General features: G+C 73.2%; 23 protein-coding genes. 4 read left to right on the top strand and 19 right to left on the bottom strand.

All coding sequences use genetic code 11. The features are described 5' to 3' along the window. Nucleotide 1: 1 nt before the first annotated feature. Nucleotides 2-553 carry a GNAT family N-acetyltransferase gene (locus GA0070621_RS01395; protein WP_091190805.1) on the top strand — a complete coding sequence of 184 codons (552 nt, stop codon included), beginning with the start codon at nucleotides 2-4 and terminating at the stop codon, nucleotides 551-553. On the opposite strand, the gene GA0070621_RS01390 is transcribed toward GA0070621_RS01395, so the two are convergent. Beyond that, a complete protein-coding gene (locus GA0070621_RS01390) occupies nucleotides 452-1,753 on the bottom strand; it encodes a glycosyltransferase family 87 protein (RefSeq protein ID WP_091190802.1) in 1,302 nt (433 codons plus the stop codon). The two genes, GA0070621_RS01395 and GA0070621_RS01390, sit on opposite strands and share 102 nt — an antisense overlap. A gap of 35 nt (nucleotides 1,754-1,788) precedes the next feature. On the opposite strand from GA0070621_RS01390, the gene GA0070621_RS01385 reads away from it, so the two are divergent. After that, entirely contained in the window at nucleotides 1,789-2,367 is a 579-nt protein-coding gene (locus tag GA0070621_RS01385; RefSeq protein WP_091190799.1) for a GNAT family N-acetyltransferase, read from the top strand. A gap of 98 nt (nucleotides 2,368-2,465) precedes the next feature. Here the strand turns inward: GA0070621_RS01385 and GA0070621_RS01380 are convergent, their stop codons facing one another. The 4 genes from GA0070621_RS01380 to GA0070621_RS01365 form a co-directional block, all read right to left on the bottom strand. Further along, nucleotides 2,466-3,353, bottom strand: a complete 888-nt coding sequence (locus GA0070621_RS01380; RefSeq protein WP_091190796.1) for a carbohydrate ABC transporter permease — start codon at nucleotides 3,351-3,353, stop codon at nucleotides 2,466-2,468. Nucleotide 3,354: 1 nt separating this feature from the next. Next, the gene (locus GA0070621_RS01375; protein WP_091190792.1) at nucleotides 3,355-4,473 is read right to left on the bottom strand and encodes a carbohydrate ABC transporter permease; all 1,119 of its coding nucleotides are present in this window, start codon (nucleotides 4,471-4,473) and stop codon (nucleotides 3,355-3,357) included. Between the two features lie 67 nt (nucleotides 4,474-4,540). Further along, nucleotides 4,541-5,788, bottom strand: coding sequence for a sugar ABC transporter substrate-binding protein (locus GA0070621_RS01370; protein ID WP_091190787.1), 1,248 nt, complete (start codon nucleotides 5,786-5,788; stop codon nucleotides 4,541-4,543). 24 nt (nucleotides 5,789-5,812) lie between these two features. Further along, nucleotides 5,813-6,802, bottom strand: a complete 990-nt coding sequence (locus tag GA0070621_RS01365) for a LacI family DNA-binding transcriptional regulator (RefSeq protein ID WP_091190783.1) — start codon at nucleotides 6,800-6,802, stop codon at nucleotides 5,813-5,815. Nucleotides 6,803-6,947: 145 nt separating this feature from the next. Between GA0070621_RS01365 and GA0070621_RS01360 the strand changes: the two genes are divergently transcribed. Then, nucleotides 6,948-9,068 (top strand): amylo-alpha-1,6-glucosidase, encoded by a 2,121-nt coding sequence (locus tag GA0070621_RS01360; RefSeq protein WP_091201853.1) that lies wholly within the window; start codon nucleotides 6,948-6,950, stop codon nucleotides 9,066-9,068. 116 nt (nucleotides 9,069-9,184) lie between these two features. On the opposite strand, the gene GA0070621_RS01355 is transcribed toward GA0070621_RS01360, so the two are convergent. The 8 genes from GA0070621_RS01355 to GA0070621_RS01320 all read right to left on the bottom strand — a co-directional run bounded on the left by GA0070621_RS01355 (nucleotide 9,185) and on the right by GA0070621_RS01320 (nucleotide 18,529). After that, complete coding sequence (locus tag GA0070621_RS01355; RefSeq protein ID WP_091190780.1) at nucleotides 9,185-9,652, bottom strand: GNAT family N-acetyltransferase; 468 nt, start codon at nucleotides 9,650-9,652, stop codon at nucleotides 9,185-9,187. A gap of 88 nt (nucleotides 9,653-9,740) precedes the next feature. Then, on the bottom strand, nucleotides 9,741-10,514 hold the full coding sequence (gene dapB / locus GA0070621_RS01350) for a 4-hydroxy-tetrahydrodipicolinate reductase (protein WP_091190777.1): 774 nt from the start codon (nucleotides 10,512-10,514) through the stop codon (nucleotides 9,741-9,743). Between the two features lie 113 nt (nucleotides 10,515-10,627). After that, nucleotides 10,628-11,995 (bottom strand): M16 family metallopeptidase, encoded by a 1,368-nt coding sequence (locus GA0070621_RS01345; RefSeq protein ID WP_167666488.1) that lies wholly within the window; start codon nucleotides 11,993-11,995, stop codon nucleotides 10,628-10,630. Nucleotides 11,996-12,217: 222 nt separating this feature from the next. Then, nucleotides 12,218-14,584 carry a polyribonucleotide nucleotidyltransferase gene (locus GA0070621_RS01340; RefSeq protein ID WP_091190771.1) on the bottom strand — a complete coding sequence of 789 codons (2,367 nt, stop codon included), beginning with the start codon at nucleotides 14,582-14,584 and terminating at the stop codon, nucleotides 12,218-12,220. Between the two features lie 222 nt (nucleotides 14,585-14,806). Then, nucleotides 14,807-15,076: a 30S ribosomal protein S15 gene (gene rpsO / locus GA0070621_RS01335; RefSeq protein ID WP_043962418.1), complete on the bottom strand. Its 270-nt coding sequence runs from the start codon at nucleotides 15,074-15,076 to the stop codon at nucleotides 14,807-14,809. 205 nt (nucleotides 15,077-15,281) lie between these two features. Continuing rightward, nucleotides 15,282-16,208, bottom strand: coding sequence for a bifunctional riboflavin kinase/FAD synthetase (locus tag GA0070621_RS01330; protein WP_091190767.1), 927 nt, complete (start codon nucleotides 16,206-16,208; stop codon nucleotides 15,282-15,284). A 40-nt stretch (nucleotides 16,209-16,248) separates the two neighbouring features. After that, entirely contained in the window at nucleotides 16,249-17,166 is a 918-nt protein-coding gene (truB, locus tag GA0070621_RS01325) for a tRNA pseudouridine(55) synthase TruB (RefSeq protein ID WP_269455624.1), read from the bottom strand. A 37-nt stretch (nucleotides 17,167-17,203) separates the two neighbouring features. After that, a complete protein-coding gene (locus GA0070621_RS01320; RefSeq protein WP_091190763.1) occupies nucleotides 17,204-18,529 on the bottom strand; it encodes an MATE family efflux transporter in 1,326 nt (441 codons plus the stop codon). Between the two features lie 124 nt (nucleotides 18,530-18,653). On the opposite strand from GA0070621_RS01320, the gene GA0070621_RS01315 reads away from it, so the two are divergent. After that, nucleotides 18,654-19,400, top strand: coding sequence for an MIP/aquaporin family protein (locus tag GA0070621_RS01315; protein WP_091190759.1), 747 nt, complete (start codon nucleotides 18,654-18,656; stop codon nucleotides 19,398-19,400). A gap of 526 nt (nucleotides 19,401-19,926) precedes the next feature. Here GA0070621_RS01315 and GA0070621_RS01310 read toward each other — a convergent pair. The 6 genes from GA0070621_RS01310 to GA0070621_RS01285 form a co-directional block, all read right to left on the bottom strand. Beyond that, nucleotides 19,927-20,136 carry a DUF6186 family protein gene (locus GA0070621_RS01310; RefSeq protein ID WP_197673968.1) on the bottom strand — a complete coding sequence of 70 codons (210 nt, stop codon included), beginning with the start codon at nucleotides 20,134-20,136 and terminating at the stop codon, nucleotides 19,927-19,929. Beyond that, nucleotides 20,136-20,543, bottom strand: coding sequence for a hypothetical protein (locus tag GA0070621_RS01305; protein ID WP_091190750.1), 408 nt, complete (start codon nucleotides 20,541-20,543; stop codon nucleotides 20,136-20,138). The genes GA0070621_RS01310 and GA0070621_RS01305 overlap by 1 nt, the downstream gene beginning before the upstream one ends. A gap of 65 nt (nucleotides 20,544-20,608) precedes the next feature. After that, complete coding sequence (locus GA0070621_RS01300; RefSeq protein WP_091190747.1) at nucleotides 20,609-21,652, bottom strand: DHH family phosphoesterase; 1,044 nt, start codon at nucleotides 21,650-21,652, stop codon at nucleotides 20,609-20,611. Beyond that, on the bottom strand, nucleotides 21,649-22,143 hold the full coding sequence (gene rbfA / locus GA0070621_RS01295) for a 30S ribosome-binding factor RbfA (RefSeq protein WP_091190743.1): 495 nt from the start codon (nucleotides 22,141-22,143) through the stop codon (nucleotides 21,649-21,651). Before rbfA ends, GA0070621_RS01300 begins: the two co-directional genes overlap by 4 nt. A gap of 202 nt (nucleotides 22,144-22,345) precedes the next feature. Continuing rightward, nucleotides 22,346-22,639, bottom strand: a complete 294-nt coding sequence (locus tag GA0070621_RS01290; RefSeq protein WP_091190739.1) for a DUF503 domain-containing protein — start codon at nucleotides 22,637-22,639, stop codon at nucleotides 22,346-22,348. Between the two features lie 68 nt (nucleotides 22,640-22,707). Next, nucleotides 22,708-23,781 (bottom strand): TRM11 family SAM-dependent methyltransferase, encoded by a 1,074-nt coding sequence (locus GA0070621_RS01285; protein ID WP_091190737.1) that lies wholly within the window; start codon nucleotides 23,779-23,781, stop codon nucleotides 22,708-22,710. Between the last annotated feature and the right edge of the window lie 60 nt (nucleotides 23,782-23,841).

Genomic DNA, 23,841 nt, shown 5'->3' with positions numbered 1-23,841 from the left:
GGTGCCCACCATCCGCCGGGAGGAGCCGGACGACGCCGAGGCGATCGCCCGGGTGCACGTACGCGGCTGGCAGGCCGGGTACGCCGGGATCATGCCGGACGAGGTGTTGTGCCGGCTGAACCCGGCCGCCTGGGCGCAGCGCCGCCGGGACCTCGGCACCGCCGACCCGGAGCACCCGTTCGCCACCCTGCTCGCCGAGGCCGACGGGGTGGTCACCGGGTTCGCCACCTTCGGGCCGTACCGGAACAACCAGGACCGCGGCGACCTCGACGACCGGTACGGCGAGATCGTGGCGGTGTACGTCGAGCCGGCGTTCTGGGGCACCGGCACCGGCCGGGAGCTGTTCGCGGCGGCCCGGGCCGGCCTGGCCGAACGGGGCTGGACGGAGTACCGGCTCTGGGTGCTCGCCGAGAACGCCCGGGCCCGCCGCTTCTACGAGCGGGCCGGGCTGTCACCGGACGGCGAGGAGTCCAGCTATCCGGTGCCGCTCTCCGGTGGGCGCGACCCGGTGCGGCTGCGGGAGCTGCGGTACACCGCCCGTCTCGACGGCTGACCCGCTCCGCTGGACGGGTGTGCCACGGGTCGGCGTGGCCGGGCGGCGGATCGGCAGGCCGAGCAGCAGCGCCAGGCTGATCCAGACGTACGTGTTGCTGCCCAGGAACCCGCCGATCCCGCCGAAGTTCTCGTCCCACGACCAGACGATCCGGCTGCTCAGGAACCCGTACCCGATGGTCGCGGCGGCCAGCAGGAGCGCCCGCCGACGGCCGCGCGCGGGGGCCGCCATGCCGTTGTCGACCAGCAGGATCAGCGCGGGCAGCAGCCAGACCAGGTGGTGCACCCAGGTCACCGGGCTGATCAGGCACATGGTGACGCCGGTCAGGGCCAGGCCGGTGACCTCGTCGCCGACGCCCGCCGCGGCGCGGGAGCGCCACACCCAGACGGCCAGGGTGGCGAGCACCAGCCCCAGCCAGGCGACCGTGCTCGGGTGCGCCGGGTCCAGCCGGGCGAGCATCCCGCGCAACGACTGGTTGGAGATGAACGCCAGCTCACCCACCCGGTCGGTGTTCCACAGCGCCGAGGTCCAGAACTCGCGGGAGGCGTCGGGGAAGAGCGCACCGGCGAGCACGGTGGCCCCGGCCGCCACGCCCATCGCGGTGAACGCGGCCCGCCAGCGCCCGGTGACCAGCAGGTAGATGATGAAGATGCCCGGAGTCAGCTTGATCGCGGTGGCCAGCCCGATGCCCAGCCCGGCCCACCGGCTGCGCGCCGGCAGCAGCCGCAGCAGGTCCGCCGCCACCAGGAACAGCAGCAGCATGTTGACCTGGCCGAAGTTGACCGTCTCGCGCATCGGCTCGTACGCGGCGGCCAGGCAGAGCGCCACGGCGAGGGCGAACCAGCGGGTCCAGCCGCAGCGGCGGGCGATCGGGTCGACCAGCCACCAGATGACCACGGTGCTGGCCAGCACGGTGGCGATCACGCTCACGGTGATCGCCGCGTGCCACGACAGGTACGCCATGGGCAGCATGACCAGCGCGGCGAACGGCGGATAGGTGAAGCCGTACTGGGTGCCGGCCTTGAGGAAGTCGTAGATCTCCCCGCCGTCGTGCACCCACCAGTTCAGCGCGCCGTAGTAGACCCTGAGGTCGAAGAAGCCGTGCCGCTCGGCCGCGACCGACAGGAAGGCGGCCACCGCGACGGCGAGCAGCACGACGGCGACGACCTGCCCGGTCGTCCGCCTGGCACCCTGCGCCACCGTCGCCTCCCTGGCCCTGCGTAGGCTCACGTGCCATGGCTGCAGGCTACGTCCGCCCGGCGCGTCCGGAGGACGCCGACGAGATCGCACGCATCCAGCTCGCGACCTGGCGGGTCGCGTATCGCCGGATCCTGCCCCGACACGTGCTCGACAACCTGGACGAGGCGTACCTCGCCCGGCGGTGGAGTGCGGCGGTGCAGGAGCCGCCCTCGGGCGCGCACCACGTGCTGGTCGCCGTCGAACAGGCCGAGCAATCGTATCTGGTGGGGTTCGTGGCGGCCGGTCCGGCCGACGCCGAGGCGCTCGCGCCGGGCGAGCCGGCCGACGCGCTCGGCGACGGGGTGGCCGCGGTCACCGACCTGCTGGTCGAGCCGCGCTGGGGCCGGCGCGGGCACGGCAGCCGGCTGCTCGCCGCCGCCGTCGACCACTGGCGTGTCGACGGCCTCAGCCGTGCGGTGGCGTGGGCGTTCGACGGGGACGCGGCGACCCGGAAGTTCCTCGCCTCGACCGGCTGGGAGCCCGACGGCGCCGCCCGCGCCCTGGACGTCGACGACATGCTGATCCCCCAACTCCGCCTACACGTCGCCGTCCCACCCACCGCCGACCCGTCCTGACCCTCGCGATCTTGCACTTACTGTCGGGGCAAGTCAGGCATAAGCCGCTTGACGCCGACCGCAATTGCAAGATCGCGAGGGAAGGAGAAGGGGGTGGGTCAGCCCTTTTCGGCGGCGTCGTTGGGGCTGCGGACGAAGTAGCGCTGGAAGATCGCGAAGAGGACCGCTACGGGGATGGTCGCCAGCAGGGCCGCGCCGAGCTTGAGCGGGTACTGGGTGCCCTTGCCGAGCGAGCCGCTGACCAGGTCGGCCAGCCCTCGGGGCAGGGTGAACAGGTGCGGGTCCTGGACCGAGACCAGGCTGTGCGGGAACTCGTTCCAGGAGCCCTGGAACGACAGGATGGTCAGCGTGACCAGCGCGGGTTTCGCCATCGGCAGCACCACCGACCAGTAGGTGCGGAAGACGCCCGCCCCGTCGATCCGGGCCGCCTCCTCGACGCTGACCGGGATCGACTCGAAGAACTGCTTCATGATGAACACCCCGGCCGCGTCCGCGAGCAGCGGCACCACCAGGCCCGCGTAGCTGTCGTAGAGGCCGATCTGCTTGAGCACCAGGAACTTCGGGATCAGCAGCACCACGCCGGGCACCGCCATCACCGCGACGACCGCGGCGAAGAGCCCGGACCGGCCCCGGAAGCGCAGCCGGGCCAGCGCGTAGCCGGCGAGCGAGTCGAAGAAGACCCGGCCGAGGGTGACCAGCACGGTGACCAGTAGCGAGTTGCCGAGCCAGAGCGGGAAGTTGGTGCCGGAGAAGATCCGCTCGAAGCCGGCGAGGGTCACCGGGTCGGGTATCGGCGACAGCGGGTTGGCCGCCGCGTCCGGCTCGGTCTTGAACGAGTTGCCGAGCTGGATGACGAACGGGTAGAGGAAGACCAACCCGAAGCAGATCAGGACCGCGTACCCCAGGATGCGGTTGACCAGGGTGCGGGGCCCTCGGCCGGCTCGGCGCACGACGGGCGCCGCCGGCCGGTCGGTAAGTACGGCCATGTCAGGATCCCTTCGGTACGCGTCGCCGCCACCACCGGCCGCGCCGGGACTCGTCCCGATCGGCCATCACCCAGCGTTGGAACAGGGTGAACACGATGATGATCAGGAACAGCACGAACGAGATCGCCGCTCCCGAGCCGTAGTCGAAGTCCCGGAACGCGGTGCGGTACGACAGGTAGGCCGGGGTGAGCGTGGTCTTGGCCGGGTCGCCCTGGCTCATCACGTACACCTGGTCGAAGACCTGCCAGGTGCCGATCAGGCCGAGGGTGAGCACCAGGAAGGTGGTCGGCTTGATCAACGGCAGGGTGACGTAGCGGAACCGCTGCCAGCGGCTCGCCCCGTCGAGGGTGCTGGCCTCGTCCAGCGCCTCCGGCACGTTCTGCAGCGCGGCGAGGAACATCAGCATGAAGGTGCCCGAGGTGGTCCAGATCACCAGGCTGATGAGCGAGACCATGGCGACGCTCGGCCCGGAGAGCCAGTCCCACCAGGTCAGCCCCAGCGGGCCGCCGGAGGTGAGCGCGCCGGGCGGGGAGTCCACCCCGACGGCGCCGAGCAGCAGGTGCAGCACACCGCGGGAGTCGGCGAACCACTCCGGCCCGTCGATGCCGAACAGGCGGAGCAGGTTGTTGACCGCGCCGGAGTTGGCGAACAGGAACAGGAACACCACGCTGATCGCCACCGAGCTGGTGACCGAGGGGAAGTAGAAGGCGCTGCGGAAGAAGCCCTTCCCCTTGAGCATCCGGTTGTTCACGATCAGCGCGAGGCCGAGGGCGAGCACGGTCTGCACCGGCACCACGATCGCGACGTAGTACAGGTTGTTGCGGATGCTGGTCATGAAGTCCCGGCGGGCCAGCCCGTCCTCGGTGAACAGCCGGGTGTAGTTCTTGCCGCCAACGAACGGCACGTCGCTGGTGAACGGGCTGCCCTGGCCGTTCCAGTCGGTGAGGCTCACCCAGAGCGCCATCAGGATCGGCAGCAGCAGGAAGAGCCCGAGGATCACGATCACCGGCGCGACGAACAGCCAGCCGGCGGCGGTCTCGTTGCCCCGGATGCGGCCGCGACGACGGCGCGGCGGGCCGTCCGGCGTGGTGGCCGGGGCGGCGAGCGCCTCCGTTGCCATCTCCCCCTCCTCCTTTGGGTGGGAGCCGACGCGGAGGGGCCCGCGGCGCGGGCCCCTCCGGTCATGCTCAGCCGCCGAGCGCCGCCTTGGCGTTCTTGTCGAAGTTGCTCAGGATCGTCTTCGGGTCGCCGGCGGCCAGGCCCTGCAGGCCGGCCTCCAGGTCACGCAGGACGCTGTCCATCTTCGGGGCGTTCACCGGGCCCTGGGCGTACGCGGCGCCCTCGATGAACGGCTTGTCCGCCGGGAACTCGCTGGTGTACTGGTCGCGGACGGACTGCCGGGACGGCATCACGCCGAACGCCTTGGCGAAGGCGATCTGCTGGTCGCCGGCGGTCATCGCCTCGACGAACTTGATGGCCTGCTCCTTGTACTTCGACTTGGCCGCGATGCCCCAGCACTGGGTGAAGGAGAGGGTGCCCTGCCCCTTCGGGCCGGCCGGCAGCGGGACGACCTGGTACTTCACCTTCGGGAAGTCGTTCTGCAGGGCGCCCTTGATCCAGTTGCCCTCGATGGTCATCACGGCCTTGCCCTTGCCGAACGCCTCACCGGACCAGCCGGCGTCGAGCTGCTTCGGGAACTTCGCGTAGCCGTTGGTGAGCAGGGACTTCACGTACTCGAGGGCCTGGACGTTCTCCGGGGTGTCCGCGGTGGGCTGCTTGCCGTCCTTGCTCATCAGCCAGCCGCCGTTCTCCACCATGAAGGCGCCGATCCGGTCCCGGGTGTCGCCGAGGGCGAGCGCCACCATGCCCTTCGCCTTGATCTTCTGGCTGGCGGCGGTGAGCTGGTCCCAGTTGGTCGGCACGTCCGCGTCGGTCAGGCCGGCCTTCGCCCACAGGTCGGTGTTGATCTCAAGGGCGAGGGTGGAGAAGTCCTTCGGCGCGCAGTAGAGCTTGCCGTCGTAGGTGAACGTGTTGCGCAGGCTCTCGTAGAAGTCGTCCTTGTTGCTGACCTTGTCGCCGTACGGCTCCAGCGCGCCGACGCTGGCGTAGTCGGCGAACCGGGTCGCGTCGACGTAGAAGACGTCCGGCGGGGTGCCGCCGGCGAGCGCCTGGCCGAGCTGCTGGGTGAGGTCCTGGGCCGGGGTGACGGTCGCGGTGTTGCCGGAGGCGGAGGCCCACTTGGCGGCGGCGTCCTGCACCGCCTTGGTCTCGGCGTCACCCGAGGAGCCGATCATGATCTGGAGGTTGGCCGGGCCGCTGGACTGCTTGGCGTCCTTGCCGGAGTCGTCGAAGCCGCTGCCGCAGGCGGCGGAGCCGAAGAGGGCGGCGGCGGCGAGGCCGGCCACCGTTGCCCGGGTGAGGATTCGAGGTGTCATCTGACTCTCCTGGTGGGGATGTGATCACGCGGTGTGCCGGAGCACGAGCGTGGGACTGAGCAACACATGAGGGTCGGTGGGCTGGCCGTCGAGCAGGCCGGTGAGCAGCTCGACGCAGCAGGCCGCGGCGGCCGCCAGCGGCTGGCTGACGCTGGTCAGCCCGATCGCGGCGGCCACCGGGGTGTCGTCGAAACCGGTGACCGCGACCGGCACCGCCGTGTCGCGGACGGCCCGCAGGGCGCCGAGGGCGAGGGAGTCGCTGACGCAGACCACCGCAGTCGGCGGTTCGTCGGCGGCGAGCAGCTCGCGCATCTCCCGCTCCCCCTGGGCGATGCCGTCCTCGGTCGCGCGGCGCGGCGCGCCGCCGTCGAGGCCGGCCGCCGCCATCGCGGTACGCCAGCCGGCGTGCCGGTCGTCGCCGACGCCGGAGCCTTCCGGCCAGCCGATGAACGCGATCCGGCGGTGGCCGGTGTCGAGGAGTCGACGGGTGGCCTGCGCGGTGCCGGCGGCACCGTCGACGTCGATCCAGGGGTGGGCGTCCGGGGCGTCCCAGGGGCGGCCGAAGGTGACGAACGGCACCCCCCGCTCGGCCAGCCAGGCGGTACGCGGATCGCCGTGGTCGGTGCCGGTGAGCACGAACCCGTCCAGGTCGTACGCGCCGAGCAGGTCGTCGTACGTGGAGATCTCGTGGTCGTCGCCGGTGGCGGTGTAGAGCAGGACCCGGTAGCCGGCGGCGTCGGCGGTCTCGGTGAGGCCGTGCAGGAACCGGTCGAGCACCGAGCCGTTGATCCCGTCCCGGGTGGGCTCGATGCGGACCGCGATGAGTCGGGAGCGCCCGGTCCGCATCTGCCGGGCGGCCTGGTTGGCGCGGTAGCCGAGGGTGGCGATCGCCTCCTGCACCCGCCGGCGGGTTTCCTCGCGGACGATGTGCGGCGCGTTGAGCACGTTGGAGACCGTCTGCCGGCTCACCTGGGCATGCCGGGCCACCGTTGCGATGGTCACCTTTTCAGCCACGAAATCCCTCTCGCCACCTTGAACGATCCAACTCCGATGCGGCAGGATTAGATCGTTCAAGTTTCTGGAATGTTTCGCACTTTGCACCCGGCCGATGGCTTCTGTCAAGACGTCCCCGGTCACCGATCAGCACCAGGAGTTCCACGTGTCCGAACGCCACCTCCAACCGCTGCTGCACGACCTGGTCGGGGTGGTGCACGCCCCGACCAGCGCGCTGGGCGACACGGCAGGTCAGATCCGGCCCAGCGGCGTCCAGGGCGTCTTCCACGCCGACGCCCGGGTGCTGTCCCGGGCCGAGCTGCGCGTCGACGACCGGGAGCCGGAGGCGGTGACCCGGGGCGCCGCCGGTCCGCACGGGGCCCGCTTCGTCACCCTGGCCCGCTGGCTCGGCGACCCCGGAGCCGACCCCACCGTCCGGATCGACCGGACCCGGCAGGCCGGCCCGTCCGGCCTCACCGAGGAACTGCTCGTCGCGTCCACCGCCGCCGTACCGGTCCGGGCCACGGTCAGCGTCGACCTCGGCTGCGATCTCGCCCCGATCGAGCTGGTCAAGTCCGGCGGCAACGGATCACCGCTGGAGGCGAAGGCCGGCGAGCCCGGCCGGGTCGAGTGGGCCGCCGAGGGCCTCGTCGTGACGGTGACCGGCGAGGCGGCCACCGTGGACGCCGCCGGCGACCGGGCCGTCGCGCCCCGGCTCAGTTGGTCGGTCGAGCTGCCCCCCGGCGGGTCCGTCACGCTGCGCTGGCGGCTCACCGTCACCGACCCGAAGGCGGTGGTGGCCGCCCCACCGGCCGACCCGGACTGGTCCGTACCGGAGGTCCGCGCCGACGACCGCCGCCTGGTCCGGCTGCTCGACCGCTCCCTGGCCGACCTGCGCGGGCTGCGGCTGACCGACCCCGCGCACCCCGGGGACGTCTTCCTCGGCGCCGGCGTGCCCTGGTTCCTCACCCTGTTCGGCCGGGACAGCCTCTGGGCCGCCCGGATGATGCTGCCGCTCGGCACCGAGCTGGCCGCCGGAACGCTGCGGGTCCTCGCCCGTCGGCAGGGCACCCGGCTCGACCCGGCCACCGGCGAGGCACCCGGCAAGATCCTGCACGAGCTGCGCCGGCACGAGTTCGCCCTGCCGGCCCACGAGCTGCGGCTGCCGCCCGCGTACTACGGCACGGTCGACGCCACCATGCTCTGGGTCAACCTGCTGCACGACGCCTGGCGCTGGGGTCTGCCGGCCGACCAGGTCGAGCCCCTGCTCCCGCACCTGGAGGCGGCGCTGCGCTGGCTCGGCGAGCACGCCGACGCCGACGGCGACGGCTTCGTCGAGTACGTCGACACCACCGGCCGGGGCCTGGCCAACCAGGGCTGGAAGGACTCCGGCGACTCGATCCGGTTCCGCGACGGCCGGCTGGCCCAGTCGCCCATCGTGCTGTCCGAGGTGCAGGGGTACGCGTACGAGGCGGCGGTGAACGGGGCCGCCCTGCTCGACGCCTTCCAGCGCCCCGGCGCCGACCGCTGGCGGGAGCACGCCGACCAGCTCGCCCGCCGGTTCCGGGCCGCGTTCTGGGTCGACGGCCGGTACGGCCCGCAGCCCGCGCTCGCGCTCGACCGGGACAAGCGCCCGGTCGACTCGCTGACCAGCAACATCGGCCACCTGCTCGGCACCGGGCTGCTGTCGGACAGCGAGTCGGCACAGGTCGCGGCGCTGCTGTCCACCGAGGCCCTCGCGGGCGGGTTCGGGCTGCGCACCATGTCCACCGACGACGGCGGGTTCAGCCCGCTGTCGTACCACTGCGGGTCGATCTGGGCGCACGACACCGCGATCGTCCTGGGCGGGCTGGCCCGGGCCGGCTTCGCCGACGCCGCGCTGCGCCTCGCCGACGGCCTGCTCGGCGCCGCCGAGGCGTTCGACTACCGCCTCCCCGAGCTGTACGGCGGCGACGATCGGGCGTTGCTCGGCCGTCCGGTGGAGTACCCGGCGGCGTGCCGGCCGCAGGCGTGGTCGGCGGCGGCCGCGGTGGCGCTGCTCCAGGCCGGCGTCGGCCTCTACCCGGACGTGCCCGGTGGCCGGGTGGAGGTACGCCCGCTGGCCGGCCCGGAGCTGGGCGCGCTCGCCGCCAGCGGACTGCGGATCGCCGGCGCCCCGGTCACCGTGGACGTCGACCGCAGCGGCCACCCCACGGTCACCGACCTTCCCGCCGGCCTCACGCTGACGACCACTCCCCGCATCCCCACCCCCCGCACGCCCACCGAGACCCCCGCCGCCACCTCCTGACCGCCGCCCGCCCGTCCCGCCCGGCGCGGTTGATCATGAAGTTGTTGTTCCGACACGCCGCTGCCGGCCGCCACAACTTCGTGATCACCGCGGGTGGGACGGGCGGGAGAGGGTGCTCAGGCGGGGGTTAGCTCGGCGACGAGTTCGTCGTCCTCCATCGCGCCGGTGGGCTGGAAGCCCAGCGAGGTGTAGAGGGCGGCGGCCGGGACGTTGTCGGGGTGGTAGCTGAGCCGGATCGGGCCGCCCTGGGTGGCGAGCCAGTCGGCGAGGGTACGCACGGCGGCCCGACCGACGCCCCGGTCCTGCTCGGCGGCGTCGATCACCATGCCGCCGATCCAGCGGGAACCGTCGTCGTCCACGCCCCACATGACGTGCCCGACCACCGTCTCGTCCGCGTACACGGCCAGCGAGGTCCAGACGTCCGAGCGCATGGTCAGCACCAGGTAGCGGGCGGCCAGGGCGGCCACCCAGGCCCGCTGGTCGTCACGGGGCGCCACGTCCGCCACGGCCCGCCAGTTGTCGTCGTCGACCGGCCGCAGGGTCACCCGGCGACCGGCGCGGTCGTGCAGCGCAGAATCGATCATGTAGGCAACCCTAGGCCCGCGCCGGACAGCGGGCGACGCAGTTCCCCACGCCACGCGGTAGGTCAACCGCAGCGGCGGCCGAGAAGATTCAGTCGAGCAGGGCGTCCAGGCCGACGGTGAGACCCGGGCGGTTGCGCACCTCGCGCACGGCGAGCAGCACGCCCGGCATGAACGAGGCCCGGTCGTACGAGTCGTGCCGGATGGTCAGCGTCTCACCGGTGGTGCCGAACAGCACCTCCTGGTGGGCGACCAGGCCGGTGGCGCGGACCGCGTGCACGCGTACGCCGTCGATGTCGGCGCCCCGGGCACCCGGCACCTCGTCCCGGGTGGCGTCCGGCGCGGAGCCGAGACCGGCCTCGGCGCGGGCCCGGGCGATCAGCCGAGCGGTGTGCGTGGCGGTGCCGCTGGGCGCGTCCAGCTTGCGCGGGTGGTGCTGCTCGACGATCTCGACCGACTCGAAGTGCCGGGCCGCGCGGGCGGCGAACTGCATCATCAGCACCGCGCCGATGCCGAAGTTGGGGGCGATCACCACGCCCACCCCCGGCTTGCGCGCCAGCCAGCCACGCACCCGGTCGAGGCGCTGCTCGGTGAAGCCGGTGGTGCCCACCACCGCGTTGATGCCCTGGTCGATGCACCAGTGCAGGTTGTCCATGACGACGTCGGGAGTGGTGAAGTCGACGACCACCTCGGCGCCGGCGTCGGAGGCGGCGAACAGCCCGTCCCCCTGGTCGACCATCGCCACCAGATCCATGTCGGCGGCCGCGTCGACCGCCTTGCAGACCTCCACACCCATCCGGCCGCGGGCACCCAGCACGCCGACCCGGATCGCCTCGGCCGGGCTCGTCTCCTGCTCGTCAGTCACGGGGCACAACCTATCCCAATCGGGACGGGGCCATCCCGCGGGACCGACGGCATCCCACGAGCCGGGGGCGGCCGCCAGCGGCCACGAGACCAGGGGACAGCGGACGGGGTGGGTCAGGCCGAGAAGGCGGACTCCTCGAAGGGGCCGACGACCGCGAGGGACATCGGCCCGCCGAGCAGTTCGGCGGCGAGGCCGTTCACGTCGTCCAGCGTCACCGCGTCGACCCGGGCGAGCAACTCGTCCACCGGCATCAGGTCGCCGTAGAGCAGCTCACCCTTGGCCAACCGGCTCATCCGGGACCCGGTGTCCTCCAGGCCGAGGACGAACGAGCCCTTGCTCATCCCCTTGCCCCGGGCCAGCTCGGCCTCGGTGATCCCCTCGGCGGCCACCCGACGCAGCTCCGCCCGGGTCAGCTCCAGCACCTCGTCCACCTTGCCCGGCGCGCAGCCGGCGTAGACGGCGAACAGCCCGCTGTCGGCGTACTGGCCGGCGTACGAGTAGACCGAGTACGCCAGGCCACGCCGCTCGCGGATCTCCTGGAACAGCCGGCTCGACATGCCACCGCCGAGGACGTTGTTGAGCACCCCGAGGGCGAAGCGCCGCTCGTCGGTGCGGTCGATGCCGGGGCAGCCGAGGATCACGTGCGCCTGCTCGGTCTCCTTCGGCTCGACCAGGGTGGTGGCCGGCCTGGTGCGTACCGCCGGGGCGGCCGGGCGGCGCGGGGCCGGCACCGCCGGGTCGGCGTCCAGCGGGGTGCCGCGCAGCGCCTGCCGGACCAGCTTGACCACGGCGGCGTGGTCGAGGTTGCCGGCGGCGGCGATGACGATCTGCGGCGGGGTGTACCGGCGGCGGTAGAAGCTCTGGATCTGCCGGCGGGTCATCGGGGTGACCGTCTCCTCGGTGCCGGAGATCAGCCGGCCGAGGGGGTGGTCGCCGTAGACGGCACGGGCGAACAGGTCGTGCACCTCGTCGCCCGGCTCGTCGTCGTGCATGGCGATCTCTTCGAGGATCACGCCACGCTCGGTCTCCACGTCGGCGTCGTAGAGCACCGAGTCGGCGACCAGGTCACACATGACGTCGATGGCCAGCGGCAGGTCCTCGTCCAGCACGCGGGCGTAGTAGCAGGTGTATTCCTTGGTGGTGAAGGCGTTGGTCTCGCCGCCCACCGCCTCGATCGCCGAGGAGATGTCCAGCGCGCTGCGCTTCTGGGTGCCCTTGAAGAGCAGGTGCTCCAGGAAGTGCGCGGCCCCGCCCTGCGGACCCGTCTCGTCGCGGGAGCCGACGGCCACCCAGATGCCGAACGAGACGCTGCGCATCGCCGGGATCGCCTCGGTGAGCACCCGCAGCCCGCTGGGCAGCACGGTGCGGCGTACGGTCCCGCCCAGCGGGTCGTCGCTGAGCGTACGGGTGACCGCGCGGGTCGTGCCGCCCGCGGACCGGGTGCCCCCGGCGGCGTGCCGGACGGCACCGGGCGGCGCCACCCCCCGTCGGCCCGCAGGAGAAGACGCACGCCGGGTCCGACTCACGGAAACCTGCTTCCAGTTCGACGAGGGGTGGGTGGTGCGATGGTCACGGCCGACGGCTCCCGGTCACGGTGCGCCGACGCCGGAGCCGCCGACGACCGCTCCGGATCACGGCGCGTCGCCGCCGGAGTTGCCGCCGGCCGGGGCGACGTCCATCGGCGTCGCCCCGGCCGGGGTGGATCAGCTGTGCCGGGTCCGGCGACGCGGGCGGGAGTCGCCGCCGCCCTCGCCACCCTCGCCCCGCTCCGGGCCCCGGCCGCCGCGCTCGCCGCGGTCCCGGTCGCCCCGGTCACGCGGGCCACGGTCGCCGCGGTCCCGGCCGGCCGGACGCTCGTCACCGGCAGCCTCACCGGCGGCCGGCGCCTCGGCGCCCTCCGGGCGGACCTTGTCCAGGTAGATCTTGCCGCGCTGGTCGATGTCGGCGATCTCCACCTCGACCTTGTCGCCGACGTTGAGGAAGTCCTCGACCTTCTCGACCCGCTTGCCGTCGCCCACCTTGGAGATGTGCAGCAGGCCGTCGCGGCCCGGGAGCAGCGAGATGAAGGCGCCGAACGCGGCGGTCTTCACCACGGTGCCGAGGAACCGGTCGCCGACCTTCGGCAGGGTCGGGTTGGCGATCGCGTTGATCCGCTCGACCGCGGCCTGGGCCGAGGGGCCGTTGGTCGCGCCGACGTAGATGGTGCCGTCGTCCTCGATGGAGATCTCGGCGCCGGTCTCGTCCTGGATGGCGTTGATGGTCTGGCCCTTCGGGCCGATCACCATGCCGATCTTGTCGACCGGGATCTTGACGGTGGTGACCCGCGGCGCGTAGTCGCTCATCGCGGCCGGGGCCTCGATCGCCGACTGCATCACGTCGAGGATGGTCTGCCGGGCCTCGTGCGCCTGCTGGAGCGCGGCGGCCAGCACGTCCGACGGGATGCCGTCGAGCTTGGTGTCGAGCTGGAGCGCGGTGACGAACTCCCGGGTGCCGGCGACCTTGAAGTCCATGTCGCCGAACGCGTCCTCGGCGCCGAGGATGTCGGTCAGCGTCACGTACTGGGTCTTGCCCTCGACCTCGTCGGAGATGAGGCCCATGGCGATGCCGGCCACCGGGGCCTTCAGCGGCACACCGGCCGACAGCAGGCCCAGCGTCGAGGCGCAGACCGAACCCATCGAGGTGGAGCCGTTGGAGCCGAGCGCCTCGGAGACCTGCCGGATCGCGTACGGGAACTCCTCGCGCGACGGCAGCACCGGGATGAGCGCCCGCTCCGCGAGCGCACCGTGGCCGATCTCGCGCCGCTTCGGCGAACCGACCCGGCCGGTCTCGCCGGTGGAGTACGGCGGGAAGTTGTAGTTGTGCATGTAGCGCTTGGACTTCTCCGGGGAGAGGGTGTCCAGCGACTGCTCCATGCGCAGCATGTTCAGCGTGGTGACGCCCAGGATCTGGGTCTCGCCGCGCTCGAAGAGCGCCGAGCCGTGCACCCGGGGCAGCACGCCGACCTCGGCGGTCAGCGGACGGATGTCGCGCGGGCCACGGCCGTCGATGCGGACCTGCTCGCGCAGCACCCGGCTGCGGACCTCGGACTTGGTCAGCGACCGGAACGCGGCGGACAGCTCCTTCTCCCGGCCCTCGAAGCGCGAGCCGAGTTCCTCGACGACCTTGGCCTTGACCCGGTCGAGGGCCTCCTCGCGGTCGTGCTTGCCGGCGATCTTCAGGGCCTCGGCGACCTCGGCGCGGGCCACGTCGGCGACCGCCTCGTACGCGTCGTCCAGGTAGTCCAGGAAAATCGGGAACTCGGCGACCGGCTTGGCGGCCACCTCGGCCAGCTCGCTCTGCGCCCGGCACAGCTCCCGGATGGCCGGCTTGGCGGCCTCCAGGCCGCTGGCGACGACCTCCTCGGTCGGGGCGGTGGCCCCGCCGGCGACCAGCTTCACGGTGTGCTCGGTGGCCTCGGCCTCGACCATCATGATCGCGACGTCGCCGTCCGGCAGGGCCCGGCCGGCCACCACCATGTCGAAGGTGGCCCGCTCCAGCTCTTCGTACGTCGGGAAGGCGACCCACTGGCCGTCGACGTGCGCCATCCGGGTGGCCCCGATCGGGCCGGAGAACGGCAGGCCGGAGAGCTTGGTCGACATCGAGGCGGCGTTGATCGCCACGACGTCGTACGGGTGCTGCGGGTCGAGCGCGAGGACGGTCTCGACGACCTGGACCTCGTTGCGCAGGCCCTTGACGAAGGACGGGCGCAGCGGCCGGTCGATCAGCCGGCAGGTGAGGATCGCGTCCTCGCTGGGCCGGCCCTCGCGGCGGAAGAACGAGCCGGGGATGCGGCCCGCGGCGTACATCCGCTCCTCGACGTCCACGGTCAGCGGGAAGAAGTCGAACTGCTCCCGCGGCTGCTTGCTGGCCGTGGTGGCGGAGAGGACGACCGTCTCGCCGAGCTGGGCGGTGACGGAGCCGGCGGCCTGACGGGCCAGCCGGCCGGTGGAGAAGGTGATCTCACGGGTGCCGAAGGACCCGTTGTCGATCGTGGCGGTGCGGGATTCGGTGCCGAGTCGATTCTCGGTCATGGTGCGGCAATGCTCCTTCGCATCGGGGGCCCACGACGCGGGGAACTGCTCAGACGGCCGGTCTTCGATCGAAGCGCCCGGGTGACCGGCGGATGCCGGGGTGCCCGGGGGCCACTACCGGAGACCGGTGCGCCGACCGGCTCCCTCTCGGGTGGTCGCGTGGCCCGGTTCTCTCAGTGGTACCGGAGCGGGGGAGTGGCCGCAGGCCACTCCCCCGCCAGGTCACCGGCGCAGGCCGAGCCGCTCGATGAGCGACCGGTAGCGGTTGATGTCCTTCTTCTGGACGTAGTTGAGCAGCCGACGGCGACGGCCGACCAGCAGCAGCAGCCCGCGGCGGCTGTGGTGGTCGTGCTTGTGCACCTTCAGGTGCTCGGTGAGCTCGGCGATCCGCTTGGTGAGGACCGCGACCTGCACCTCGGGCGAGCCGGTGTCGCCCTCGGCGGTCGCGTACTCCGCGCGGATCTTGGCCTTGGCTTCCTGGTCGAGCGCCATGTTCTCCCTGTTTCGTGGGTCGTTCGATGGGGTCCGTCGGATCGCTCGCGGCGACCGGGCATCGGACCGGTCCTCGCGCCCGCGGCGTCGTGCAGGCACGCGAGGCCCCACGTCGGTCAGCCGACGTCTCCGCCAGACTACCAGCCCGGTCGGGAACCACCCGGTGAAGGGCAGCGCGCCGGCCGTGCCGGGGTGGCCGGCGGGCTCAGTCGAGCACCCGGCGGGTCCGCTCGACATCCTCGGCGATCTGGGTCAGCAACGGCTCGATCGAGTCGTACGTCCGTTGCTCCCGCAGGTGCGCCACGAAGTCCAGGGCCAGCCGCTCGCCGTACAGGTCGCCGGAGAAGTCGAGCACGTACGCCTCCACCCGGCGCTCCCGCCCGGAGAAGGTCGGGTTGGTGCCGATGGAGACGGCCGCCGCGAGGGGCTCCCGCCCACGGCGCACCAGCCGGGCGGCGTACACCCCGTCGGCGGGGACCGCCGCGTACCGGTGGGTCAGCAGGTTGGCGGTCGGGTAGCCCAGCTCCCGTCCGCGCTGGTCACCGCGGACCACCACGCCCTCGACCCGGTGCGGGCGCCCGAGCGCGGCGGCCGCCGCGGCCACGTCGCCCGCGTCGACGCAGGAGCGGATGTACGTGGAGGAGAAGACCGTCCCCGCCTCGGCCACCAGCGGCGCGCCCTCCACCCCGAAGCCGAAGGTGCGGCCCAGCCGCTCCAGCAGGGTCACGTCGCCGGCCGCCTTGTGCCCGAACCGGAAGTTGTCGCCGACCACCACCAGCGCGGCGTGCAGGTGCTCGACCAGGATGTCGTGCACGAACGCCTCCGCCGGCAGCCGGGAGAACTCCGGGGTGAACGGCACCACGCAGAGCACGTCGACGCCGAGCGCCTCGATCAGTTCCGCCTTGCGGGCCGGTTCGGTGAGCACCGCGGGATGCGACCCGGGGCGGACGACCTCGGCCGGGTGCGGGTCGAAGGTCACCACCACCGACTTGACCCCCAACTCCCGGGCGTGCGCCACGGCGTGGCCGATGGTGGCCTGGTGCCCCTTGTGCACCCCGTCGAAGACGCCGATGGTGACCACCGAACGCCCCCAGCCCCCGGGTGCCGCCTCGTACCCCCGCCACCGCTGCATGCCGATCCTCCCCTGTTCGCCGCGCTTCCCGCCGCCGTCGTCAGGCCGGGGCCAGCACGATCTCCGCGCGGGCCCGCCCGTCCCGCTCGCTGACGATAGCGATCAACCCGCCGTCCGGTCCGAAGACGGCGTACGGGCCGGCGATGCCGACCGCGTCGAGCGGACCGCCGTGGGCGAGGACCTTCGCCTCGTCGCCGGTGGCGTCCCGGCGCGGGAAGAACCGGTCGGCGGCCTCGGCCAGCGGCAGGTTGACCACGTCGGGGGCGCGTTGCTCCAGCGTGTCGAGGGTGGCCGCCTCGGCCAGGGCGAAGCCGCCCACGGCGGTGCGGCGCAGCGCGGTCAGGTGGCCGCCGACCCCGAGCGCCAGGCCCGCGTCCCGGGCGATGGCCCGGATGTACGTCCCGGACGAGCAGGTCACGTCCACGTCCACGTCCACCACGTCCGGGGTGTCCCGACGGACCGACAGGACGTCCAGCCGGGAGATGGTGACCCGCCGGGCGGGCAGTTCGACGCTCTCCCCCTCGCGGACCCGCTTGTACGCCCGTTGGCCGTTGATCTTGATGGCGCTGACCGCGCTCGGCACCTGGTCGATCTCGCCGGTCTGAGCGGCGAGCGCGGCGCGGATCGCGTCGTCGGTGACCGCGCCGGCCGGAGTGGTGGCGATCACGTCGCCCTCGGCGTCGTCGGTGACGGTGGCCTGGCCGAGCCGGATCGTCGCGGTGTAGCTCTTGCCCGCGCCGATCACGTAGGTGAGCAGTCGGGTGGCCCGGCCCACCCCGATCACCAGCACGCCGGTGGCCATCGGGTCCAGCGTGCCCCCGTGCCCCACCCGCCGGGTACGCGCCAGCCGCCGGATCCGCGCCACCACGTCGTGCGACGTCATCCCGCCGGGCTTGTCGACCACGATCAGACCGTCTGTGCTCACGACCGCCAAGCCTGCCAGACGCCGGTCCTCGATCGACCGGCGGATGGCGCCGATGGACTGCCCCCGGGGGTCAGCGGACCGCGCCGGTCACCGCCCAGCCGCCGGAGCGCAGCCGCAGCAGCAGGGCGACCAGCCGGAGCACCACGAACAGCGTCAGCCCGGCCCAGATCCCGCCCAGCCCGAGGTCGAGCCCGTAGGCCAGCCAGATGGCGGGCAGGAAGCCGCCCAGCGCCGCCACGATGGTGAGGTTGCGCAGGTAGCGGACGTCGCCGGCGCCGATCAGCACGCCGTCGAGGGCGAACACCACCCCGCCGATCGGCTGGAGCGCGACGAACCACGGCCAGGCGACCATCGCCTGCTCGCGTACCTGCGGATCGGAGCTGAACCAGGACGGCACCAGGCCGGCGCCGGCGGCGATGAGCACCGCGAAGGCCGCGCCGCAGGCCCCGCCGAGCAGCGCGATCCGGCGGGCCAGGGCGCGGGCGCCGGCGGCGTCGCCGGCGCCGAGCGCCGCGCCGATCAGCGCCTGCGCGGCGATCGCGAGGGCGTCCAGCACCAGCGCCGTGAAGAACCACAGCTGTACGGCGATCTGGTGGGCACCGACCGCGGCGGCACCGAACCGGGCCGCGACGGCGGTGGCGGACAGGAAGCTCGCCTGGAAGGCGACCCCCCGGATCAGCAGGTCCCGGCTGAGCACGAGCTGCTGGCGGATCGACCGGGGCCGGGGGCGCAGCGAGACCCGCTCGCGCACCAGCGCCGCCGCGAACAGGCCGCCGGAGATGGTCTGCGCGACCGCGTTCGCCACCGCCGAGCCGACCAGGCCGAGGCCGGCCGGGTAGACCAGCAGCGGGCAGAGCAGCGCGGAGAGCAGGTTGGGGGCGAGCACGAAGAGCAGCGGGCGGCGGGTGTCCTGGATACCGCGCAGCCAGCCGTTGCCGGCGGCGGCCAGCAGCAGGCCGGGCGCGCCGAGCGCCGCGACCCGCAGCCATCCGGCGGCGGCATCGGCCACCTCGCCGGGACCGCCGACGAGGGTACGCGCCAGCCACCCGCCGCCGACCTGGATGGCGACCGCCATCAGCACGCCGACGCTCAGGGCGAGCCAGGACGCCTGGACGCCCTCGGCCACCGCCGCGGCCCGGTCCCCGGAGCCGAACCGCCGGGCCGACCGCCCCGTGGTGCCGTACGCGACGACGGTGCCGAGCCAGGCGGCCAGGGTCAGCACCGTGCCGCCGACGGCGAGCGCGGCGAGCGGTACGCGACCCAGGTGGCCGACCACCGCCGTGTCGACCAGGACGTAGAGCGGTTCGGCGGCGAGCACCACGAGTGCCGGCAGGGCGAGCGCGGCGATCCGGCGCGGCGACGCGGCACCGGTGGCGGGGGCGGCGGTCTGACTCATCGCGGCCGATCCTGACACGCCGTCGGTAAGGAACACAAGCCGGGGTAGCACTTACCAGGCGAGCGTCGGCCGGTACCCGCCAAACCCCGGGCGGCGCAGCCTGCCAGCGCCGTACGGTGAGGTCATGACGGCCCGCGGCGAGGTGATCGTCGATTGCACGAACCCGATCTGGTGGCGGCGGCTGTTCGGCGAACTGCTCGGCACGTTCCTCCTGGTGCTGGTCTCGGTCGGACCCGGCGTCGTCAACCAGCGGACCGGTGCCGAGGCCGTGAGCCGGACCGCCGCGGTGGTCGCCCCCGGCCTCATGCTCTCCTCGATCATCCTGTTCATGGGCGCGGTGTCCGGCGCCCACCTGAACCCGTCCGTCACGCTCGCCTTCGCGCTTCGCCGGGACTTCCCGTGGCAACGGGTGCCGGGTTACCTCGTCGCCCAGTTCGCCGGGGCGGTGGCCGCGGGCGGGCTGCTGGCCGGCACGCTCGGTGGGCACGGCACCGCCGGGCTGACCGTCCCGGGCCCGGGCATCGGCGCCCCGCTCGCCCTGCTCTGGGAACTGGTCCTCACCGTCGGGCTGATCAGCACCGTGCTGGGCACCGCCTCCTGCGCGCAGAACGTGGGGCCGCTGGCCGCCCTCGCCGTCGGCGGGTACCTGGCCCTGGCCGGGCTCTGGGCCTCGCCGCTGACCGGGGCGTCGATGAACGTCGCCCGCTCGCTCGGCCCGGCCCTGGTCTACGGGCAGCCCCGGGCCTGGTGGGCGTACCTGGTCGGCCCGCTGCTCGCGGTGCCGGTGGCGGTCGGCGCGGCGGCGCTGCTACGCGGGCCGGGCGGCGGGGGGATCAGTCGCCGGATCGCCCAGGGCACCGTTCGCCGCTGAACCGACTGCGGGCCGGCGGTGACGCCGAGGCTACGGCGTCACCGCCGGGCAGAAGCCGTCACTGACGGGTGTCCATGGAGGTCTGCAGCGCGCGACGCATCTGCTCGCGCGCCTCGTCGGTGGTGTTCTCGGTCCGCGGCTTGCGCTTGGTCGCCATGGGAGTTCCCTTCCGGGGTGCGGGACCACCGGCACCCGGTGGCCCAACGGTCCGACCACTCCAACCCGGCGCGTCTACCGCCGCGCCACGACCTGGAGCCGTCGTCCGACAACTCCGGCTCGGCGCGTCTGGCGACGCGCTGGGGCCTCGAGTCGTCGAATCTGCTGGGCGCCGGGGCGGCGGTCCGGGATCACCGGAACGGCTCGCCTGGCAGCGTGAGCCCGGGTCGGTCCGACCCTGGTGGGAGGCGGCACCGGGTGTGGTGCCACCGCCCGTGACCAGCGCCGAAGCGCCGGCCACCTCCTAAATTAACGTTCACTTTCCACATGCTGCCCACTGTTCCCGGAATGCGGACACCGTGGCGGTTGGTCAGCGGGCCAGGAAGTGCCAGCCGAGCCACCACCAGAAACCGAAGAGGCCGATTCGCCCGACCGGCACCGGACCGACCTCGTAGCGCATGACGAAGGCGCACATGTCGGCGAGCGACGGGATCCGCGAGCCCTCCCGCCGGGCGGCCCACTCGACGGCCGCGAAGAGCAGCAGCGCGGTCAGGAAACCGCCGATCGCCAGGGCTCGCATCATCGGCGGACCAGCCCCCAGAACGCGGACAGCCAGGCGAACCAGGCCGCGGAACGAACCAGGTGATCCTCCAGCAGCGGGTCGGCCAACCGGGAGAAGGTGGGGAACTCGTCGCCCACGTTCAGCACGAAGGTCGTCCCCTCGAAGACCCCGAAGATGGTGACCGGCAGCAACCACCAGACCGCGCCCGGCGGCAGCCGGCCCGGCGCGGGCCGCCGGGGCACCCGGTTGCTCAGGCCGATCCAGATCAACGCGCCACCGGTTCCCAGGGTGTAGAGGTTGGCCTGGGCGGAGAAGGACGGCAACTGGCCGCCCACGAGGGACAGACAGATCAGCACCGGCACGGAGACCGCTGGACGGTCCCAGGCTCGGGGCGCCTCGGCGGTGAGCTCTCGGGAATGATCCATCACCCGATTGTCCCCACCGTCACGGAGCGCGGGAAGACCGGTACGCCCCGGAAACGTCCCTGATCTCAGGCCGTGAGCGCCCCGACCAGTTCGGCCCGAATCCGGTCCAGCACCTCGTCGACCGTGCCCCGCCCGGTGAATCCGGCCGCGAAGCGGTGCCCGCCGCCACCGAGCGCCACCGCCACCCGGCTCACGTCCACCGCGCCCTTGCTGCGCATCGAGACCGCCCACTCGGCCGGGGCGACCTGCTTGACCACACAGCTCACGTCCGCCTCGGCCGTACAGCGCACCGAGTCGATCAGCGCCTCCAGCACGTACGCCGGCTGGCCGTACCGGGCCAGGTCGTCCTGGGTGGCGTACGTCCAGACCAGCCCGCGCCCGGCGGCGGCCTCCGGTTCGAGCCGGGCCCGGCCCAGCACCTCGCCGAAGAGCCGGACCGCGCCGAACGGGCGGGTGTCGAAGATCCGCCGGGAGATGTCCCCCGGGCGGATGCCGGTGGCCAGCAGCCGGGCCGCCATCCGGTGCACCTCGGGCGTGGTGGCCTCGAAGCGGAACGAGCCGGTGTCCGTGCTCAACGCGACGTAGAGGCAGGCGGCGATCTCGGCGTCCAACGGCACCCCGAGCCGGTCGAGCAGCCCCTCGGCGACCACCGAGGTGGCCGCCGCGTGCGGGTCCACCAGGTGGATGCCGCCGAACCGGGTGTTCGAGGCGTGGTGATCCAGCACCAGCGCCGCGCCGGCCTTGTCCAGCCGGTCGACCAGGTCACCCAGCCGGGACTCGCTCGCCGCGTCGAAGCAGATCACCAGGTCCGGGTCCGGGTACGCGTCGTCCTGCGGCACCAGCAGGTCGAGCCCGGGCAGCCAGCGGAACGGCTCGGGCACCTCCGGCGGCCCGGGAAAGGTCGCCTGGAGGTGCCGTACGCCCCACCGGCGCAGGCCCAGCCCGAAGCCGAGCATGCTGCCCAGCGCGTCGCCGTCCGGGTTGACGTGACAGATCAGCAGCACCCGCGCGTCGGCGGGGAGTCCGCGTACCGCCGCGAGGGCGGCCGCCCAGTCGGTGTCGGTCGGGCCGGCACCGGCCGGCGTACCGCCCTCGGCGGGTGAGGTCACCGGCGGTCGCCGCCGCGCGGCTCGTCGTCGCCCGACTCGGCGTCCTCGACGTCGGCGTCCTCGTCCTCGTCCTCGTCCTCCACCCGGTACGGCTGCGCGTCGCCCGCGTACTGGGCCTTGGCCGCCAGCCGCTGCACCTCGGCGTCGGCGTTGCGGGCCGCCGCGAGCAGGTCGTCGATGTGCTTGACCTGGTCCTGCACGTCGTCCAGGACGAACGTGAGGGTCGGCGAGTGGCGCAGCCCGAGGGCCTTGCCGACCGTGCTGCGCAGCATGCCCTTGGCGCTCTCCAGCGCGGCGGCCGTGCTGGCCTGGGCCGCCGCGTCGCCGAGCACCGTGTAGAAGACGGTGGCGTCGCGCAGATCGGCGGTGATCCGGGCGTCGGTGATGGTGATCATCCCGAGCCGGGGGTCCTTGATCTGGCTCCGCACCACCGACGCGACCAGTTCACGGATGCGCTCCGCGTGCCGGCGTACCTTGGCCGGATCCGTCATGTCCCCCACCTCCAGGGCTTTCCGCTCCCGGCCGGAGACGACGGCGCGGACGCCGCCGGGTCCGACCGCCCAACAACTCGAACACTACCCGCGTAATCGCGGCCGACGCGCGGGGCCGCCGGCATGCCAGGAAGGGCACCCTGTTGACGGTCCCGTGCGGGTCAAGGTGCCCTTCCTGACCGCCTGAGCCGGCGGCACCGTATCAGTCCTCGGCGCCGTAGAGGCGACGGCGGACCGAGAGCAGCTCGGCCTCCGGGCGGGCGGCCACCAGGCGCTCGCACGAGTCGAGCACCTCGCGGACGTGGGCCGCCTCGGCGGCCACCACGGCCACCCCGATCTCGGCCCGCCCGTGCAGGTCGAGCGCCCCGACCTCGGCGGCCGAAACCTCGAACCGGCGCAGCGCGGCGACGAGCGGCCGGACGTACGAACGCTTGGCCTTCAGGGACCGGGAGTCCCCCGGCAGCAACAGGTCGAAGTGCGCGGTTCCCGTGTACACGGCGAGCAACGGTACGCCCGCCCCACCGCCCGGTCACCCGCTTTACGCCGACGGCTCCAGCGACGGCCTCAGGTCGCGGCGCGCGAGCCGGAGTCGTCGCCAGGCGCGACCGCCACCAGCACGTCCCGGTCGATCGCCTGGTCGACCCGGTGCGCGAGATCCCGGTAGCCGGGCCCGTCCACCACCCGCAGGCCGGCCCCGGCCAGCACCGCCTCGGCCGCCGCCCGCGGGGCCACCTGGGTGTTCCAGGACAGGCCCAACGCCCCGCCGGGGCGCAGCAGCTCCCGCCAGACCGGCACGGCCGCGACGAGCAGGTCCAGCGGGCTACGGGACAGCCCCTGCCCGGTACGACTGCCGTGCGCCACCCCGTACGGCGCGTCGGTGACGATCACGTCGGCGCAGGCCGGTCGGAGCACCTCCCGGGCCCGGGTGGTGTCGGCGTGCAGCACGGTGACCCGCTGGGTCGCCCCGGCCCGGTGCTCGCCCCGGGACGGCGCGAGCACCGCCTCGAACCGCCGGGCGACGAGTTTGCGGTCCCGCCGTACCGGCACGGTCTCCGCGGTGTGCTTGAGCCGCTTGCGGCGCAGCCAGGTACGCAGGAACGCCGCGTACGCGTCCACGTCCTTGCCGTCGTGCTCGACGCCGATGCCGTGGTAGCCGTACATCAGCGCCTGGTTGAGGGTGGTGCCCCGGCCGCAGAGCGGGTCGAGCACCACGAGCTGCCGGTCCAGCATCCCGCCGGCCGAGGCGGAGGCCAGCAGGGTGACGTTGAGCAGCAGCCGGGTGAACTGCTCGTTGGTCTTGCCGGCGTACTTCGGAATGGTGATCAGGTCGGAGTCGTACCGGGCGAGGGGGTGCAGCGGAACCGGCCGGAGCAGGTCGTCGCCCACCCGCTCGAACAGCGCGTACGCCGCCGACAGGTTGGCCAGGTACGCCAGGTCCCGGGCGGCCGGCCCCGGCTCGGGCGCGGTGAAGGTCAGGTACTCCACCCCGCCGATCCGTTCCGCCGCGATGTCGCCCGGTGCCGTGTCGAGCACCCCGGAGCCGGCGAAGGCCGCCAGTTCGGCGCGGGCCAGCCGGCCGGCCGCGTCGGCGTAGACCCGGTTGGTGGAGGGGGCGAGGAGCAGCGCGTACCTGAGCACGCCGGAGATTGTCGCAGCCCGCGCGGACGGCGACGGCCGGGACCCAAGGGGCCCCGGCCG

Origin of the sequence: Micromonospora narathiwatensis, from assembly GCF_900089605.1 — a bacterium.
GTDB lineage: Bacteria > Actinomycetota > Actinomycetes > Mycobacteriales > Micromonosporaceae > Micromonospora > Micromonospora narathiwatensis.
The sequence above is the reverse complement of the archived record's forward strand: the minus strand, read 5'-3'. Positions and strand labels throughout refer to the sequence as shown.

Excerpts from the sequence above, each read along its gene's own strand:
- GA0070621_RS01385 (WP_091190799.1), top strand. The coding sequence starts at position 1,789 with ATGGCTGCAGGCTACGTCCGCCCGGCGCGTCCGGAGGACGCCGACGAG.
- GA0070621_RS01380 (WP_091190796.1), bottom strand. The coding sequence starts at position 3,353 with ATGGCCGTACTTACCGACCGGCCGGCGGCGCCCGTCGTGCGCCGAGCC.
- GA0070621_RS01375 (WP_091190792.1), bottom strand. The coding sequence starts at position 4,473 with ATGGCAACGGAGGCGCTCGCCGCCCCGGCCACCACGCCGGACGGCCCG.
- GA0070621_RS01370 (WP_091190787.1), bottom strand. The coding sequence starts at position 5,788 with ATGACACCTCGAATCCTCACCCGGGCAACGGTGGCCGGCCTCGCCGCC.
- GA0070621_RS01355 (WP_091190780.1), bottom strand. The coding sequence starts at position 9,652 with ATGATCGATTCTGCGCTGCACGACCGCGCCGGTCGCCGGGTGACCCTG.
- GA0070621_RS01340 (WP_091190771.1), bottom strand. The coding sequence starts at position 14,584 with ATGACCGAGAATCGACTCGGCACCGAATCCCGCACCGCCACGATCGAC.
- rpsO (WP_043962418.1), bottom strand. The coding sequence starts at position 15,076 with ATGGCGCTCGACCAGGAAGCCAAGGCCAAGATCCGCGCGGAGTACGCG.
- GA0070621_RS01330 (WP_091190767.1), bottom strand. The coding sequence starts at position 16,208 with ATGCAGCGGTGGCGGGGGTACGAGGCGGCACCCGGGGGCTGGGGGCGT.
- GA0070621_RS01320 (WP_091190763.1), bottom strand. The coding sequence starts at position 18,529 with ATGAGTCAGACCGCCGCCCCCGCCACCGGTGCCGCGTCGCCGCGCCGG.
- GA0070621_RS01315 (WP_091190759.1), top strand. The coding sequence starts at position 18,654 with ATGACGGCCCGCGGCGAGGTGATCGTCGATTGCACGAACCCGATCTGG.
- GA0070621_RS01310 (WP_197673968.1), bottom strand. The coding sequence starts at position 20,136 with ATGCGAGCCCTGGCGATCGGCGGTTTCCTGACCGCGCTGCTGCTCTTC.
- GA0070621_RS01305 (WP_091190750.1), bottom strand. The coding sequence starts at position 20,543 with ATGGATCATTCCCGAGAGCTCACCGCCGAGGCGCCCCGAGCCTGGGAC.
- rbfA (WP_091190743.1), bottom strand. The coding sequence starts at position 22,143 with ATGACGGATCCGGCCAAGGTACGCCGGCACGCGGAGCGCATCCGTGAA.